Below are 16699 nucleotides of genomic sequence, written 5' to 3'. Positions count from 1 at the left end.
GGTAGATATTTATGGATCTGGAAGACTGGTCAACCCGTCTGAAAGTGTTTGCCGATGCAACGCGGGTACGCCTGCTGACGCTGCTTGAACAGGAAGAACTCACCGTGGCCGAGTTGTCGGCCATCACCACGCTGGCCCAGCCGCGCGTGTCCACCCACCTGGCGCGCCTGAAGGAAGCCGGGCTGGTCCGCGACCGCCGTGCCGGCGTGTCCGCGTACTACCGCTTCGACGAGGCCTCGCTGGACCCGGCCCAGCGCGCATTGTGGCATGCCCTGAGCACCGGCAGCGACGACCCGCTGCTGCGCCAGGACGCCGAGCGCGTGCCAGCGGTGCTGGCGATGCGCGCCGCCGACCAGAACTGGGCCGACAGCGTGGCCGGCGACATGGAGCGCCACTACTCCCCGGGCCGCACCTGGGAGGCGATGGCGCGCAGCGCGCTGCCGCTGCTGGAAACCGGCGACGTGCTCGACATCGCCTCCGGTGATGGCGTGCTGGCCGAACTGCTGGCCCCGCATGCACAGCGCTACGTCTGCATCGACACCAGCGCCCGCGTTGTGGCCGCCGCCAGCGAACGCCTGCGCAAGCTGCCCAACGTGGAGGTGCTGGAAGGCGACATGCACAAGCTGCCCTTCGCCGATGGCAGCTTCGACCTGGTAGTGCTGATGCACGCCCTGACCTACTCCAGCCACCCGGCCAAGGCCGTGGCCGAGTGCGCCCGGGTACTGCGGCCCGGCGGCCGGCTGATGCTGTGCAGCCTGGCCCGGCATGAGCACAAGGTGGCGGTCGAGGCCTACGGCCACGTCAACCTGGGCTTCACCGGCAAGGAACTGCGCAAGTTCGTCGAGAAGAGCGGGCTGGAAGTGTCCAGCCTGGAAACCGTGACCCGCGAGAAGCGCCCGCCGCACTTCGAAGTGATCGCGCTGATCGCCCATCGTCCCTGAAGCATCGAACCCGGCCCGCCCTATGCAAGCCCTCCCCTGGCTCCACCCCGAACGCGTCGCCAAGCTGCTGGCCGCGCTTGAACAACGCATCCTGATCATCGACGGCGCCATGGGCACGATGATCCAGCGCCATCGCCTGGAGGAAGGCGACTACCGGGGCGAGCGCTTCGTGGGCGGGTTCGACAGCCAGCACGTGCACGGACCCGGTTGCGAGCACGACCTCAAGGGCAACAACGACCTGCTGCTGCTGACCCGCCCGGACGTGATCGCCGGCATCCATACCGCCTACCTGGAGGCCGGTGCGGACCTGGTGGAGACCAACACCTTCAACGCGACCTCGATCAGCCAGGCCGATTACCACCTGGAACACCTGGTGTACGAGCTCAACAAGGCCGGTGCCCAAGTCGCCCGCCAGTGCTGTGACGCAGTGGAAGCCCGCACCCCGGACAAGCCGCGCTTCGTGATCGGCGTACTCGGCCCGACCAGCCGCACCGCCTCGATCAGCCCGGACGTCAACGACCCCGGTTTCCGCAACACCAGCTTCGACGCGCTGCGACAGACCTACCGCGAGGCCATCGACGGGCTGATCGACGGCGGCGCCGACACGCTGATGGTGGAAACCATCTTCGACACGCTCAATGCCAAGGCGGCGTTGTTCGCCATCGAGGAAGTCTTCGACCAGCGCGGCGGGCGGTTGCCGGTGATGATCTCCGGCACCATCACCGATGCCTCCGGCCGTACCCTGTCCGGCCAGACCGCCGAGGCGTTCTATGCCTCGGTCGCGCATGGCAACCCGCTGTCGGTGGGCTTCAACTGCGCGCTCGGCGCCACCGACATGCGCCCGCACGTGGAAACGCTGGCGCAGGTGTCCAGCGGCTACGTCAGCGCGCACCCCAACGCCGGCCTGCCCAATGCCTTCGGCGAGTACGACGAGACCCCCGAGGAAATGGCCGCCACCCTGAAGGAGTTCGCCGAATCCGGCCTGCTCAACCTGGTCGGCGGCTGCTGCGGCACCTCGCCCGACCACATCCGTGCCATCGCCGAAGCGGTCGCCGGGCTGCCACCGCGCGCCCTTGCCCCGCTCACCAAGGCTGCCTGAGGAAACGCCATGAAGAAGAAGATCCTGCTGGTGGGTGCCAGTGGCACCCTGGGCAAGGCCGTTGCCGCACACCTGCGCCAACGGCATGAGGTGATCACCGCCTCGCGTTCGGACGCCGCGCATCCGGTCGACCTCGGTGACGAGCAGAGCGTATCGGCGCTGTTGCAGGCGGTGGGTCCGTTGGATGCCATCGTCTCCACCACCGGCAACGTTCATTTCGGCCCGTTGACGCAGATGACCGCCGCCCAGTTCAACCAGGGACTGCAGGACAAGCTGCTGGGCCAGGTGCGACTGGCACTGCTCGGCCAGCATCACCTCAACGAGGGTGGCTCGATCACCCTGACCACCGGCATCCTCACCGAACAGCCGATCGCCCAGGGCGCCAATGCCACCGCGGTCAACGCAGCGGTGGAGGGCTTCGTCCGCGCCGCCGCGCTGGAGCTGCCGCGTGGCCTGCGCATCAACGTGGTCAGCCCCAGCGTGCTGGTCGAAGCGCTCGATGCCTATGGCGACTTCTTCCCGGGCTTCGAACCGGTCAGCGCCGCACGTGCCGCGCTGGCCTACCAGCGCAGCATCGACGGCATCGCCAACGGGCAGGTTTTCAAGGTCTGGTAATGGGCAACGACTCCTCCCCCGCCGTGCATTACACCCGCCTGTCCGGCCTGGAACCACTGGTCATCACCCCGGACCTGCTGTTCATCAACGTGGGCGAACGCACCAACGTCACCGGCAGCGCGCAGTTCCGCAAACTGGTCAAGGAAGAACGCTACGAGGAAGCCGTCGAGGTCGCCCGCCAACAGGTGGCCAACGGCGCGCAGATACTTGACGTCAACATGGACGAGGGCCTGATCGATTCGGAGAAGGCGATGGTGCGCTTCCTCAACCTGATCATGTCCGAGCCGGACATCGCGCGCATCCCGGTGATGGTCGATTCCTCAAAGTGGAGCGTGATCGAGGCCGGGTTGAAGTGCCTGCAGGGCAAGAGCGTGGTCAACTCTATCTCGCTCAAGGAAGGCGAGGCCGCCTTCCTCGAACACGCGCGGCTGGTGCGCCGCTACGGCGCCGCCGCGGTGGTGATGGCCTTCGACGAAGTGGGCCAGGCCGACACCTGCGAACGCAAGGTGGAGATCTGCACCCGCGCCTACCGCATCCTCACCGAGCAGGTCGGCTTCCCGCCGGAAGACATCATCTTCGACCCGAACATCTTCGCCGTGGCCACCGGCATCGAGGAGCACGACAACTACGCGGTGGACTTCATCGAGGCCACCCGCATCATCAAGCGCACACTGCCCGGCTGCCATGTCTCAGGCGGCGTGTCGAACGTGTCGTTCTCGTTCCGCGGCAACGAGACCGTGCGCCAGGCGATCCACTCGGTGTTCCTGTACCACGCCATCCAGGCCGGCATGGACATGGGCATCGTCAACGCCGGTGCCATGCCCATCTATGACCAGCTCGACCCGGAACTGCGCGAAGCGGTCGAGGATGTGATCCTCAACCGCCGCCGCGACGGCACCGAACGCCTGCTCGACATCGCCGAGCGCTACAAGGGCAGGAAGGGCGAGAAGAAGACCGAGGACCTGGGCTGGCGCCAGCACCCGGTGCGCGCGCGCCTGGCCCATGCGCTGGTGCATGGCCTGGATGCCTGGGTCGAGGAAGACACCGAGGAGGCCCGCCAGCAGGCCAGCCGGCCGCTGGACGTGATCGAAGGCCCATTGATGGACGGCATGAACGTGGTCGGCGACCTGTTCGGCGCCGGCAAGATGTTCCTGCCGCAGGTGGTCAAGTCCGCGCGCGTGATGAAGAAGGCCGTGGCCTACCTGCTGCCCTTCATCGAGGAGGAGAAGGCGCGCACCGGTGACGTGGGCAAGTCCAACGGCAAGATCATCATGGCCACGGTCAAGGGCGACGTGCACGACATCGGCAAGAACATCGTCGGCGTGGTCCTGGCCTGCAACAACTTCGAGGTCGTGGACCTGGGCGTGATGGTGCCGGCGCAGAAGATCCTGGACGCCGCCCGCGCCGAGAACGCCGACATCATCGGCCTGTCCGGGTTGATCACCCCGTCGCTGGAAGAGATGAGCCACGTCGCCAGGGAGATGCAGCGGCAGGGCTTCAGCATGCCGCTGATGATCGGCGGCGCCACCACCTCGCGCGCGCATACCGCGCTGAAGATCGACCCGTTCTACAGCGCGCCGACGGTGTGGGTGAAGGACGCCTCGCGTGCGGTCGGCGTGGCCCAGTCGCTGATTTCCAGCGACCTGCGCGACGCCTTCGTCGCTGCCAACGACGCCGACTACGCCGACATCCGCAACCGCCACAGGAACCGCGGTGACGCCAAGCGACTGGTATCGCTGGAGCATGCGCGCGGCCAGCGCTTCACCTGTGACTGGGCGCAGTACACCCCGCCGGCACCCGCCTCGCCCGGCCTGCACGTGTTCGACGACTATCCGCTGGAGGACCTGCTGCCGGTGATCGACTGGACGCCGTTCTTCCAGGCCTGGGAGCTGGCCGGCAAGTTCCCGGCGATCCTCACCGACGAGATCGTCGGGCCGCAGGCCAGTGACCTGTTCAAGGATGCGCAGGCGATGCTGAAGCGGATCGTTGATGAGAAATGGCTGACGGCCCGGGCCGTATTCGGGATCTGGCCGGCGAACAGCAAGGGCGATGATGTGGTCGTTTCCCTTCTCCCTCCGGGAGAAGGTGCCCGCAGGGCGGATGAGGGTACCCCGTCCTCCCCCTCCCTGACGCCCCGCACCCTCACCCCAACCCCTCTCCCGCGCGTGGGAGAGGGGCTTGCCCAGCTTGATTCGCACCACACCCTGCACTTCCTGCGCCAGCAGGTCGACAAGCCGGCCGAGCGCCCGGATTTCTGCCTGGCCGACTTCATCGCCCCGGAAACCAGCGGCAAGCAGGACTGGATCGGTGCCTTCGCGGTCACCGCCGGCATCGGCATCGAGCCGCACGTGGCCCGCTTCGAAGCCGCCTACGACGACTACAACGCCATCCTGCTCAAGGCCCTGGCCGACCGCCTGGCCGAGGCCATGGCCGAGCGCCTGCACCAGCGCGTGCGCACCGAGTTCTGGGGCTACGCCGCCGACGAGCAGCTCGACAACGAGGCGCTGATCGCCGAGAAGTACAGCGGCATCCGCCCGGCCCCCGGCTACCCGGCCTGCCCGGAGCACAGCGAGAAGCAGACCCTGTTCGCGATGCTGGGCGCCGGCGACATCGGCATGTCGTTAACCGAGAGCTTCGCGATGTTGCCGACCGCGGCGGTCTCGGGCTATTACTTCAGCCATCCGCAAAGCCAGTACTTCGTGGTGGGCCGGGTCTCGCGCGAACAGGTCAGCGACTACGCCCGCCGCAAGGGCGTGGAGCGCGCCCAGGTTGAACGCTGGCTGGCCTCCAACCTGGACTACGACCCCGAGTAAGCCGCCATGGAAAGCCGCAACGCCGAACTGATCCGCAAGTACGCCCGGCCGGGCTGCATCGGCCTGTGCGGCACCTCTGACTGGATCGGCAAGGCCATCCGCAAGGCCCAGGCGCCGCTCACCGAGGACGGGCACCGCAGCCTGTGGTCGCACGCCTTCCTGTTCAGCGAACAACGCCTGGACGGCCATTGGTGGGTGCTCGAATCGGACCTGGACCTGCGCAACCGCCAGTTGCGGCTCGGCGCGCAGGAGAACCGCGCCGACCGCTACTTCGACGATGAGGCCTTCCCCAACCTGGCCATCCTCGACTTCAACCTGGACGCCGCCCAGACCCGCAACGTCCAGGTCGCCGCGCTGGACCTGCTGGCCGGGCTGTCCAGCTACTCGCTGAGCGAGCTGGTGGGCACGCTGTTCGCGATGCATAGCACCCGCCTGCGGCGGCGCGGCAACCTGCTGTCCAGGGAAGGCGCGCTGTACTGCTCGGCGATGGTGCAGCATTGCTACACCGCCGCCGGCATCGACCTGATGCCGGGGGTGCACGGCAAGAACGTCGCCCCCCAGGACCTGTACGATTCGGACCTGCCCCACACCACCCACTCGCTCATCCGCGACCTCGGCATCTCCAGCCTGCGCCGGCTCAAGCACGGCACCGTGGAACTGTTGAACACCCCGGTCGAAGACCTGTTCTGACCCCATGACCGCCGCAAGCCCCCTCCCCGCAGCCGTGCCCACCGCGCGGTTGTCGAGCTTCTACTTCTTCTACTACGCCGCGCTCGGCGCGTTCACCCCGTACTGGAGCCTGTACCTGCAGTCGCGCGGCATGACCGTCACCGCGATCAGCGTGATGATGAGCCTGTGGTATGCCACCCGCGTGGTCGCACCCAGCACCTGGACGTCGCTGGCGGCGGTTTCGCCCAGGCCGATCCGCTGGCTGCGCATCGGCTGCGTGCTGACCCTGCTCAGCTTCTGCGGCTTCCTGCTGCCGGCGCCGCAGTGGACGCTGTACGGGGTGATGATCGCCTTCTGCTTCTTCTACAACGCGGTGATGCCGCAGTTCGAGTCGATCACCCTCACCCACCTGGGCAGCGACAGCCACCGTTACGGGATGATCCGGGTGTGGGGCTCGTTCGGCTTCATCATCGTGGTCACCCTGTTCGGCTGGCTGATCGAGCACCACGGCGCCGGCAAGCTGCCGTGGCTGATGCTGCCGCTGTTCGTGCTGATGATCGGCTCGGCGTTCGTCAACCGCTACGCGCGCGGCATCGGCAGCCACAGCCACCACGACGGCGGCTTCTGGGCCATCGTCCGGCAGAAGCACGTCATCGCCTTCTTCATCGCCGCTTTCCTGGAGCAGCTGTCGTTCGGCCCGTACTACACGTTCTTCTCGCTCTACATGGACCAGCACGGCTACAGCACCTCGCTGCTGGGCGTGATGTGGACGGTGGGCGTGGTCTTCGAGGTCGCGGTGTTCTTCCTGATCGCCGGCTTCTTCAAGCGCTGGGATGCCAGCTGGCTGCTGATCATTTCCATGGCCAGCGCCGCGCTGCGCTGGTGGGTGACCGCGCTGTACCCGGAGAACCTCCCGGTGATGCTGGTCGCGCAGACCACCCATTGCCTGGGCTTCGCGGCGTTCTTCGCGTCGGCCATGCAGCTGCTGGCGCGCTACTTTCCCGGCAACCTCAACGGCCACGGCCAAGGCCTGTTCTACGGCTTCTCGTCCGGCCTGGGCGGCGTGCTCGGCGCACTGATCGCCGGCCAGCTGTGGCGGTTCGGCGACGGCAAGGTCGCCTTCCTGGTGGGCGGCGGCTTCGCCCTGCTCGGCTCGCTGATCGCCCTGTACTGGCTGCCGCCATCGCGCCAGGCCCGCCAAGCCGCAGGCTGAGCACACCCTCCCCTGCCCGGTCCTGCTATAACGGCGCAGCGTTCACGACTCAGGGGGAGTTGTCATGAAACTGCACCATTGGCCCTGCATTGCAGTGGCTGCACTGCTGCTCGCCGCACCCGGGCTGGCCCGGGCCGAGGAAGACCAAACCTTCGGCGCCTTCGTCTCCTCCTGCTTCCAGTACCTGGGTGAACCGCAGAAGCTGACCGAGACGCTGGACCGGGTGGCCCAGCGCCTGCAGGGCGAGATGGCGCACCAACACCTCAACGGAAGGGCCGGCAAGGCCTGGCTGATGACGGTCGAAGACAGTGTCTACGGCTTCGTACTGACCGACCAGGGCACCTGCACGATGACCGCCGCCAGCGGTGACTCGGAAACCATCGCCCAGGATTTCGTCCTTTTCAGCGAACTGGCCGAGAACAGTTACCGGATCGCCTAGGAGCCGGTCACCCGCGAAGACGGATGGGACTACCACGGCCTGACCGTGTTCGACCCGGGCAACCCCACCGACATCCATGTCCACATGGCCGTCAACACGGCACCAGTGGCCGATCGACGCGCCATCATCAGCGTTGCCCGGGTCCGCAGCACCGATCCCCATCGCCCTGCCCGCACAACAAAAAAGACAGGCCACTAACCTGTCTTTTCCGTGTCCATCGCGGTGAGCGGTGCACCTACCAGACCAGATCGTCCGGCACCTGGAACTTCGGGTCCGCGTAGGGGTCGTCCTCGATCGGCGCGTTCGGGTCGACCTTCAACGCCACGCTCGGCGCGAACACGGCTTCGGCCTCGGCCAGCAACGCCGCGGTGACCAGCAGGTAGCGGCCATTCTGCTGCAACACGCCCAGCTCACCGGCGTTGAGCGCCTTGAGCTGCTCGGCGGTGACGTAGATGCGCTTGATCTTGCCGCCATAGGGGAAGTGGCGGGCGATGTCGGCATCGGGGACATTGAGCCCCTTGTCCTTGATCAGCTCGTCCAGCTTGGCGCGCGCTTCGCGGCGCAGGCGGGCTTCTTCCTGCTTCAGCCGCTCGGCCTCGATGCGTTCGTCCTTCTCCCGCTGCGCACGGATCGCATAGGCCTTGGCCAGGTCGATGTCTTCCTGCGAACGCGGCTTGTGCGGGCCCTGCCGCTGCGGCTTGCCCTGCGCCGGCCTGGCCTGCCCCGGCTTGCTGGCGTGTGCCTGCGGCTTGCCACCACCGGGCTTGCCCGGCGGCTGGCCCTGGCGGTTCGGTGCACGCCCGTCACGGCGCGCTTCGGGTTTGCGCTCCGGCTTGGGCGCGGCCTTGAAACCCAGCCCGAGGAGCTGGTCGCGAAGAGTGTCACTCATGCTTGCAGTGCTTCTGTATCAGTAGTGCGGGGGCGGCGGCTCGGTGGCCGGGTCGGCGTACAGCGCCGTACGCACCTTGCCGAGGTCATCGAGCAGGTTGCGCAGCAGGTTGGTGTTGCGGGTGCCTTCCATCCGGGCTTCGGCCAGGGCCTCGCTCAGTTCGGCCAAGGCCTGTTCCTGGAAAGAAACACGCATCTCCAGCTCGATCAGGCGTGATTCCAGCGCCTGTTCGCGCTCGCTGGGGATTGGGTCATGCATGCAGGGAACGTCCCCGGCCAATGCCGTAATAGGCGAGGCCGGCGGCCTCGATCTCCTGGGGTTCATAGATGTTGCGGCCATCGAACACCACCGCATCACCCAGCGTCTGGCGCAGCCGCGCGAAATCCGGGCTGCGGAACTGCTTCCATTCGGTGATCACGGCCAGCGCGTCGGCACCTTCCAGCGCTTCGTATGCGGTCTCGCAGAACACCAGGTCCGCCCGCTCGCCGAAGACCCGACGGGCTTCGTGCATGGCTTCCGGGTCGAACACCCGCACCGTGGCACCGGCCTCCCACAACTGCGCCAGCAGGCGCCGGCTCGGGGCCGCGCGCATGTCATCGGTGTTGGGCTTGAAGGCCAGGCCCCACACGGCGAAGGTCTTGCCGCGCACGCCCTCGTCCTCGCCACGGTCGTAGTGGCGCTGGATCAGCTCGAACAGATGGCCCTTCTGGCCATCGTTGACCGCCTCCACCGCGTTGAGCAGCTGCGCCTGGTGGCCATGCTGGGCCGCGGTGCGCGCCAGCGCCTGCACATCCTTGGGGAAGCAGGAGCCGCCATAGCCGGCGCCGGGATAGATGAAGTGCCAGCCGATGCGCGGGTCAGAACCAATGCCCTGGCGCACCTGCTCGATGTCGGCGCCCACGCGCTCGGCGATGTTGGCGATCTCGTTCATGAAGCTGATCTTGGTCGCCAGCATCGCATTGGCGGCGTACTTGGTCAGCTCGGCCGAGCGCACGTCCATCTCGACGACGCGGTCGCGGTTGCGGTTGAACGGCGCATACAGGCGGCGCAGCACCGCCACCGCGTCCGGATTGTCGGCACCGATGACGATGCGGTCCGGGCGCATGCAGTCGGCCACCGCATCGCCTTCCTTGAGGAATTCGGGATTGGAGACCACGTCGAAGGCGATCTCCACGCCGCGCGCGGCCAGTTCCGCGGCAATCGCGGCACGGACCTTGTCGGCCGTGCCCACCGGCACGGTCGACTTGTTGACCACCACCGCCGGCTGCGCCAGATGGCGGCCGATGGTGCGGGCCACGGCCAGCACGTACTGCAGGTCGGCGCTGCCGTCTTCATCCGGCGGCGTGCCGACCGCGATGAAGACGACCTGGCCATGCGCGATCGCGCTGGCCGCCTCGGTGGTGAAGGCCAGCCGCCCTGCGGCGTGGTTGGCCTTCACCATCGGCTCCAGGCCGGGCTCGTAGATCGGGATGATCCCCTGCCCGAGGCCATCGACCTTTGCCTGGTCGATATCGACGCAGACCACGTCGTGGCCGACTTCGGCCAGGCAGGTCCCGGTGACGAGACCCACGTAACCGGTACCGAAAATCGCTACGCGCATGGCTGCGACGGCTCCGTTCTGATGCGGATTACTGCAGGACGCCCAGCAGCTCGACGTCGAAGGTCAGCGTGGACTCCGGGCCAATCGGGCCGCTGCCATTGCTGCCATAGGCCAGCTCGGCGGGGATCCAGAAGCGGTACTTGGCGCCGACCGGCATCAGCGACACGCCTTCGGTCCAGCCCTTGATGACCTGGTTCAGGCCGAAATCGACCGGCTGGCCGCGCTCGTAGCTGCTGTCGAACACGGTGCCGTCCAGCAGCTTGCCTTCGTAGTTGACGCGCACGCGGCTGGTGGCCATCGGACGCTCGCCGCTGCCGGCGCGCAGCACCTGGTACTGCAGGCCCGAGGCGGTGGTCACCACGCCCGGCTGGGTCTTGTTCTTGGCCAGGAACGCGTTGCCCTGCTCACGGTTCTTGCCGGCGACGGCGGACTGCTTGGCGGTGCTGAATGCCTGCAGCGTGGCCTTGGCCTGCTCATGGGTCATCGTCGGGTTGCCCTTGGAGAACACGTCGTTGACCGCCTTGAACACCGAGTTCAGGTCGATGTCGTCCTTGATCGCGGCCAGCGACGGGCCCACGGCGTAGCTGCCGAGCATCAGGCCGACCTTCTTGCGGTCGACGGTCGGCTGGCTGCCCGGCGCCAGGCCCGGCACCTGCTGGCCGGCGCGGGCCATCATCACGGCGCGCAGCGCGGCGTCGGTCTGCTGGGCTTCTTCCTGCGAGAGCAGCGGCTGGCCGCCGGCGAACGCATTCTCAACGGCACGGCGCAGTTCGGCCACGTCCACTTCGCCAGCGATGGGCTCAAACGAGCTGGCGACATCGATACCGATGGCATAACTGATCGTTTCACGTTCCGAGGTCAAAACGGACTTCTCCTTGGTAGCCGCCGGAGCGGCAGGTTGTTGCGAAAACGCGACCCCGGGGGCCGCCATCGCCAGAATCAGAAGCGACGCAACTGCGCCACGCTTTCCCATCTTCATTCGCTGCTTTCCTGGAAGTGAACAAACGCCACCGGTGGCGCGAGGGGCGACATTGTCGCATGCGCACCGGATATGTCGAGGCAGGTCAACGCGCCGGAACCGGGGCCGCCAGCTCGCGATCGATCGCCGCGCGCAGCTCCGGGTCATCCGGGCGCACCCGGCTCGGGAACTGCGCCACCACCCGCCCGTCGCGGGAGATCAGGTACTTGTGGAAGTTCCAGGCCGGTGCCACGCCGGTGGCACGCGTCAACTCGCGGTACAGCGGCGTGGTTTCCGGGCCGATCACATGCACTTTCTGGAACATCGGGAAGCGCACGCCATAGGTCAGCGTGCAGAACTCCTGGATCTGCTCCTCGCTGCCGGGCTCCTGGCCTTTGAAATCATTGGACGGAAAGCCCAATACGGCAAAACCACGCGCGGACAGTTGCTGTTGCAATGCCTCCAGCCCTTCGTACTGGGGCGTGAAGCCACATTTGGAGGCGGTGTTGACCACCAGCAACACCTTGCCGCCGTAAGTGCGGTTCAGGTTGATCTCCTCCTTGCCGGCCAACGAACGGTAGTTCTGGTCCAGCAAGGGGCCGGCCGACGCCCCGGCAATGGCGCCGAAGCCAACTCCAACCACCAGTCCAATCAATGCGTTACGAAGCTTCATGAGCATTCTCCGGGTGACCTGGGCCGCCATCGGGCGGCATAGGCCATCAGTTGGGCATGCAGGGAGTTGCATGCCGCCGTGTCGGTGTTATAGTTGCATACAACACCAGCCACCCTACACAGGGAGTCCGAGATGGCCAGCAAGCACAGCAGACACGTCCTACCGGCCCTGACCGTCAGCGGCGCACTGTTGCTGCTTGGCTGCTCGGCTGCACTGCAGAGCGGTCAAACCGACCGCGGGAATTATGCAGCGCAGGCAGCTGGTGAACAGCAGGATGCTACCGCCCCCACCCATGCGAAACGACCGGCCCGACGGATGCGTACCAGTCTGTCACTGCCCTACTTCTCCTTCGCACAGTCGCTGAATCCGCGGAGCTGACCCATGACCGATATCCAGTGGAGCGATGGCGCTCCCATCTACCGCCAGCTGAAGGATCGCGTGATCGCGATGATGCTGGACGGTGTCCTCAAGCCGGGTGATGCCCTGCCCTCGGTGCGCCAGGTGGCGGCCGAGTACCAGCTCAATCCGATCACCGTCTCGCGGGCCTACCAGGAGTTGGCCGACGAGAACCTGGTCGAGAAGCGCCGTGGCCTTGGCATGTTCATGACCGAGGAAGCAGCGCTGAAACTGCGCGGCAACGAGCGCGACCGTTTTCTCAACGATGAATGGCCCAGCGTACTGGAGCGCATCCAGCGCCTGGGCCTGACCTTGAAAGATCTGCTGCCACCGGGGACCACTCTATGAACGCCGCCGTCGAAGCCGTCGTTTCCGCCAAGGGCCTGCGCAAGGCCTACAAGCAGAAGCCGGCGCTGGACAACACCAGCTTCACCATTGAACCGGGTCGCATCGTCGGCCTGATCGGCCCCAACGGCGCCGGCAAGACCACCGCGCTGAAGGCCCTGCTCGGCCTGACCGCGGTCGAGGGCGAGCTGCGGGTGCTTGGCATGGACCCGCGCACCCGTCGCAACGCGCTGATGAACGACGTGTGCTTCATCGCCGACGTGGCGGTGCTGCCGCGCTGGATCCGGGTCAAGGAGGCCATCGACTTCGTCGCCGGCGTCCACCCGCGCTTCGACCGCGCCCGCTGCGAGCGCTTCCTGGCCAATACCAAGCTCAACCCGAAGCAGCGCGTGCGCGAGCTGTCCAAGGGCATGGTGGTGCAACTGCACCTGGCCCTGGTGATGGCCATCGACGCCAAGGTACTGGTGCTCGACGAGCCGACCCTGGGCCTGGACATCCTGTACCGCAAGGAGTTCTACCAGCGCCTGCTGGAAGACTACTTCGACGAGCAGAAGACCATCATCGTCACCACCCACCAGGTGGAAGAGATCGAGCACATCCTCACCGACGTGCTGTTCATCCGCGACGGCCGGATCGTCCTGTCCACCGACATGGAAACCCTGGCCGACCGCTACACCGAGTTGCTGGCCTCGGCGGACACGCTGGAAGCAGCGCGCGCGCTGGGCCCGATCGACGAGCGCAGCCTGCCGTTCGGCAAGACCGTCCTGCTCTACGACGGCGTCGAGCGCAGCCGCATCGCCGTCCTCGGTGAAACCCGCAACCCCGGCCTGGCCGACCTGTTCGTGGCCACCATGAAGGGAACCTACGCATGAACGCCGCACACCACATCACCCCGCTGGGCAAGCTGAAGTGGCTGCTCAAGCGCGAATACTGGGAAAACAAGGGCGGTTTCTTCTGGGCACCGGTCGTGGCCGGCGGCGTGTCGCTGCTGCTGTCCTCGATGGCGATCATCGCCGGCCTGTGGGCAGCCAGCCGTGCGGCAAGCACCGGCGACCTCCATATCAATGGCGTGAACGTCAACGGCCTGGACCTGAGCCTGCTGACCAGCCAGATGTCGGCCGGTGATGCCCAGGACCTGGCCAACGGCATCAACTTCACCCTGCTGCTCAGCGCCGGCTGGCCGTTCATCGTGCTGATGTTCGTGGTGTTCTTCTACTTCCTGGGCGCGCTGTACGACGATCGCCGCGATCGCAGCATCCTGTTCTGGAAGTCGATGCCGCTGTCGGACACCCAGACCGTGCTGTCCAAGCTGATCGCCGGTGTCGTGCTGGCACCGCTGCTGGCCACCGTGGCCGCCATTGTCGCCATGTTCGGCTTCCTGGCCATCATCAGCCTGGTCGTGCTCGCCCATGGTGGCAGCCCGATGACGCTGATCTGGGGCCCCGCCGAGCCGCTGACGATCGCCGCATCGTTCCTGTGCCGCATCCCGGTCTACGCGTTGTGGGCGTTGCCGACCGCCGGCTGGCTGCTGATGTGCTCGGCCTGGGCCAAGAGCAAGCCATTCCTGTGGGCGGTGATGCTGCCGGTGTTCTCCGGCGTGGTGGTGAGCTGGTTCGGCCTGATGCGCCTGTTCGGCAGCGACGGCAGCTGGTTCTGGGCGCACGTGGTTGGTCGCCTGCTGCTGGGCACCGTCCCCGGCGTGGACCTGGCCTACACCGCCGATGCCCGTGCCCCGCGTGAGTCGCTGCATTCGTTGCTGGATGGCTTCTCCCCGGCCACCCAGTTCGCCGCCCTGGCCACGCCGGAGTTGTGGATTGGCGCCGCGGTGGGCATCGTCTTCATCGCCGCCGCCATCTGGCTGCGCCAGCGCCGCGACGAAATCTAAGCCCTCATCCGCAATCGCAAGGAAAACAGATGAATATCAAGCCCTTCCTGTTCGCCCTCGCCCTGCTGCCGGCCGGCGCCTTCGCGGCCGAGGAACACTGCAAGTTCTCCGAACCCAAGGCGCTGGAACTGGAACTCGGCGACGCCAAGGCCGTGGTGTTCGAGGTCAACAGCCACGACCTGCGCCTGGTCGCAAGCCCTGGTGCTAGGGCGGCGGTTTCCGGCCGCGCCTGCGCCTCCACCCAGGACCTGCTGCGCCAGTTGTCGGTCAGCCAGCAGAAGGTCGGCGACAAGCTGGTGGTCCGCCTGGAACGCCAGAGCCAGGGCCTGAACTTCAACTTCAGCGGCAGCACCTACGCTTACCTGGACGTGTCCGGCACCCTGCCGGACACGATCCTGGTGCAGCTGAAGGTCGGCTCGGGCGACGCCTCGCTGACCGGTGCGCATTCGATGAGCGCCGATGTCGGTTCCGGCGACGTGGTCGCCCGTGACATCAAGGGCCTGGCCACCGCCGCGGTGGGCTCCGGTGACATCGAGCTGAGCACCATCAGCGCACTCCACGTCGTCTCCATCGGCTCGGGCGACGTCAAGGTCGACGGCGTGCGTGGCGACGCCCGGGTCGGCAGCATCGGCTCCGGCGACCTGGAACTGCGCAACGTGCAGGGCGCGGTGAGCATCGACAGCGTCGGCTCCGGCGACGTCGACGTGCGCGACGTACGCGGTGCCGTCAGCGTCGGTTCGCTCGGCTCGGGCGATGTCGAAGTCCGCAACGCCGCCAGCCTGCAGGTGCGTCGTACCGGCAGTGGCTCGGTCAACCACTCCGGCATCACCGGCACGGTCGACCTGCCCAAGAAGCGCTGATCCCCATTCCCGTCCGCAACGGAAGCCCACCATGAAACTCGTCAACGCCCCCCTGCTCGCCCTGATGCTCGCCCTGCCGCTGGCCGCCTGTGGCGAGCGCCCGCAGGCCAATGCGCCGCAGACCGACACCACGCTCGGCCAGAAGGTCCGCGAAGCCACCAACGAGGCACGCAAGGAACTGGCCCAGGGCAACATCAGCATTGGCAGCGACGGTGCCAAGGTCGAGATCTCGCCCGCCGGCGACCTGCTGATCAACGGCACCGCCGTCGCGCTGAACGACAGCCAGCGCGCGCTGACCCTGCAGTATCGCGAACGGACCATCGCCATCGCCGAGGCCGGCATCGAGATCGGTGTGCAGGGCGCCAACCTGGGCGCGCGCGCGGCCGGCGAAGCCCTGAAGGGCATCTTCAGCGGTGACACCGACAAGATCGAGGAACGCGTCAACGCCGAAGCCGAGAAGCTCAAGGCCAATGCGGCGAAGATCTGCGACCAGATGCCGGCGTTGCTGGCCACCCAGCAGCAGCTGGCGGCAGCGGTACCGGAGTTCCGGCCATACGCCAAGATGGACCAGAGCGACATCGACGACTGTCGCGACGGGCACGTCGAACTGCCCTGATCCCGGTGCTGGGCGTACCTGCGGGCCGCGCTCCAGGTCGCCACAGGGACAGCGCGGACGGCGGGAGCGGTAGAATGCCGCTTCCGCCGTTCACGTATCTGCTGCTGTCATGAAGAAACTGCTGCTGCTCGCCTTGGTTGCCTTCGCCGTGCTCGCCACCGGCTGCGACCGCGAAAAGTACGCTGCCCATCGGTCCGAGCGCAGCAAGCCCAAGACCGAGGTCACCACCGACCGCATCGCGATCCGTCGCGCCCCGTTCCCGAACCTGGACATCCTTCCCGATGGCCAACTGCGCGTGGACGACATCGAGATCCCGCTCAAGCCCGAGCAGCGCGAACTGCTGCAGACCAGCTTCGTGAAGCTGCAGATCCTGCGCCAGAACACCCTGACCGATGCCGCCAGCAACGGCGCCGCGCCCACTTCGCGCACGGTCCGGATCGATGTACCCGCCAACCAGCCGGTGTTCCCGGCCGATCTCGCCGAGCGCGTTCCCGAGTTCAAGGGCTATGCCGAGGCCCTGGCCAACACCCAGGCGGTTCGCTGAGCTGATGCCCGCCGGCGCGCCTCCAGGCGCGAAGCCGGCAATCCTCCCGTCAGTGCCGGCAGCCGCAGCCGCCGGCACCCTCGGCTTGGCGGCCGAGGCCGCTCCTACCCGGGTCCCAACGGGTAGAAGCGCCCCCGGAGCACG

General features: G+C 66.9%; 18 protein-coding genes. 13 read left to right on the top strand and 5 right to left on the bottom strand.

The genetic code is table 11. The features are described 5' to 3' along the window. Window positions 1-11 precede the first annotated feature (11 nt). From VA603_RS16975 to VA603_RS16945, 7 genes are all read left to right on the top strand, one after another. A complete protein-coding gene (locus VA603_RS16975) occupies window positions 12-941 on the top strand; it encodes an ArsR/SmtB family transcription factor (RefSeq protein WP_132864275.1) in 930 nt (309 codons plus the stop codon). Window positions 942-963: 22 nt separating this feature from the next. After that, a complete protein-coding gene (locus tag VA603_RS16970) occupies window positions 964-2040 on the top strand; it encodes a homocysteine S-methyltransferase family protein (protein WP_132864276.1) in 1077 nt (358 codons plus the stop codon). Window positions 2041-2049: 9 nt separating this feature from the next. After that, complete coding sequence (locus VA603_RS16965; RefSeq protein ID WP_192288192.1) at window positions 2050-2655, top strand: short chain dehydrogenase; 606 nt, start codon at window positions 2050-2052, stop codon at window positions 2653-2655. Next, the gene (gene metH, locus VA603_RS16960; RefSeq protein ID WP_323439525.1) at window positions 2655-5468 is read left to right on the top strand and encodes a methionine synthase; all 2814 of its coding nucleotides are present in this window, start codon (window positions 2655-2657) and stop codon (window positions 5466-5468) included. Before VA603_RS16965 ends, metH begins: the two co-directional genes overlap by 1 nt. Window positions 5469-5474: 6 nt before the next feature. After that, a complete protein-coding gene (locus VA603_RS16955) occupies window positions 5475-6158 on the top strand; it encodes a hypothetical protein (RefSeq protein WP_132864279.1) in 684 nt (227 codons plus the stop codon). A 4-nt stretch (window positions 6159-6162) separates the two neighbouring features. Continuing rightward, window positions 6163-7350: an MFS transporter gene (locus VA603_RS16950; protein ID WP_132864280.1), complete on the top strand. Its 1188-nt coding sequence runs from the start codon at window positions 6163-6165 to the stop codon at window positions 7348-7350. Between the two features lie 64 nt (window positions 7351-7414). Beyond that, window positions 7415-7789: an NMCC_0638 family (lipo)protein gene (locus VA603_RS16945; protein WP_323439524.1), complete on the top strand. Its 375-nt coding sequence runs from the start codon at window positions 7415-7417 to the stop codon at window positions 7787-7789. Between the two features lie 235 nt (window positions 7790-8024). Here the strand turns inward: VA603_RS16945 and VA603_RS16940 are convergent, their stop codons facing one another. From VA603_RS16940 to VA603_RS16920, 5 genes are all read right to left on the bottom strand, one after another. Next, window positions 8025-8678 (bottom strand): DUF2058 domain-containing protein, encoded by a 654-nt coding sequence (locus VA603_RS16940; RefSeq protein ID WP_323439523.1) that lies wholly within the window; start codon window positions 8676-8678, stop codon window positions 8025-8027. Between the two features lie 18 nt (window positions 8679-8696). Continuing rightward, window positions 8697-8936, bottom strand: coding sequence for a SlyX family protein (locus tag VA603_RS16935; RefSeq protein WP_132864283.1), 240 nt, complete (start codon window positions 8934-8936; stop codon window positions 8697-8699). Next, complete coding sequence (locus tag VA603_RS16930; RefSeq protein WP_323439522.1) at window positions 8929-10278, bottom strand: UDP-glucose dehydrogenase family protein; 1350 nt, start codon at window positions 10276-10278, stop codon at window positions 8929-8931. Before VA603_RS16930 ends, VA603_RS16935 begins: the two co-directional genes overlap by 8 nt. Before the next feature lie 28 nt (window positions 10279-10306). Continuing rightward, window positions 10307-11257, bottom strand: a complete 951-nt coding sequence (gene bamJ / locus VA603_RS16925) for a BamJ family beta-barrel-assembly machinery protein (RefSeq protein WP_323439521.1) — start codon at window positions 11255-11257, stop codon at window positions 10307-10309. 85 nt (window positions 11258-11342) lie between these two features. Then, window positions 11343-11909, bottom strand: a complete 567-nt coding sequence (locus VA603_RS16920; RefSeq protein ID WP_132864286.1) for a glutathione peroxidase — start codon at window positions 11907-11909, stop codon at window positions 11343-11345. Window positions 11910-12290: 381 nt separating this feature from the next. Here VA603_RS16920 and VA603_RS16915 point away from each other — a divergent pair, with 381 nt between their 5' ends. The 6 genes from VA603_RS16915 to VA603_RS16890 all read left to right on the top strand — a co-directional run bounded on the left by VA603_RS16915 (window position 12291) and on the right by VA603_RS16890 (window position 16555). Beyond that, window positions 12291-12653, top strand: coding sequence for a GntR family transcriptional regulator (locus VA603_RS16915; RefSeq protein ID WP_132864288.1), 363 nt, complete (start codon window positions 12291-12293; stop codon window positions 12651-12653). Further along, complete coding sequence (locus VA603_RS16910; protein ID WP_323439520.1) at window positions 12650-13522, top strand: ABC transporter ATP-binding protein; 873 nt, start codon at window positions 12650-12652, stop codon at window positions 13520-13522. The genes VA603_RS16915 and VA603_RS16910 overlap by 4 nt, the downstream gene beginning before the upstream one ends. Continuing rightward, window positions 13519-14535 carry a hypothetical protein gene (locus tag VA603_RS16905; protein ID WP_132864290.1) on the top strand — a complete coding sequence of 339 codons (1017 nt, stop codon included), beginning with the start codon at window positions 13519-13521 and terminating at the stop codon, window positions 14533-14535. The genes VA603_RS16910 and VA603_RS16905 overlap by 4 nt, the downstream gene beginning before the upstream one ends. A 29-nt stretch (window positions 14536-14564) precedes the next feature. Next, the gene (locus VA603_RS16900) at window positions 14565-15395 is read left to right on the top strand and encodes a DUF4097 family beta strand repeat-containing protein (protein ID WP_313251062.1); all 831 of its coding nucleotides are present in this window, start codon (window positions 14565-14567) and stop codon (window positions 15393-15395) included. 31 nt (window positions 15396-15426) lie between these two features. Beyond that, the gene (locus VA603_RS16895) at window positions 15427-16011 is read left to right on the top strand and encodes a DUF2884 family protein (RefSeq protein WP_132864292.1); all 585 of its coding nucleotides are present in this window, start codon (window positions 15427-15429) and stop codon (window positions 16009-16011) included. 109 nt (window positions 16012-16120) lie between these two features. Then, window positions 16121-16555 carry a hypothetical protein gene (locus VA603_RS16890; RefSeq protein ID WP_132864293.1) on the top strand — a complete coding sequence of 145 codons (435 nt, stop codon included), beginning with the start codon at window positions 16121-16123 and terminating at the stop codon, window positions 16553-16555. Window positions 16556-16699: the final 144 nt, after the last annotated feature.

The organism is Stenotrophomonas capsici (assembly GCF_034961085.1).
Taxonomy (GTDB): Bacteria; Pseudomonadota; Gammaproteobacteria; order Xanthomonadales; family Xanthomonadaceae; genus Stenotrophomonas; species Stenotrophomonas capsici.
Note: the sequence above shows the minus strand (reverse complement) of the source record. Positions and strands in the feature narration are given on the sequence as shown.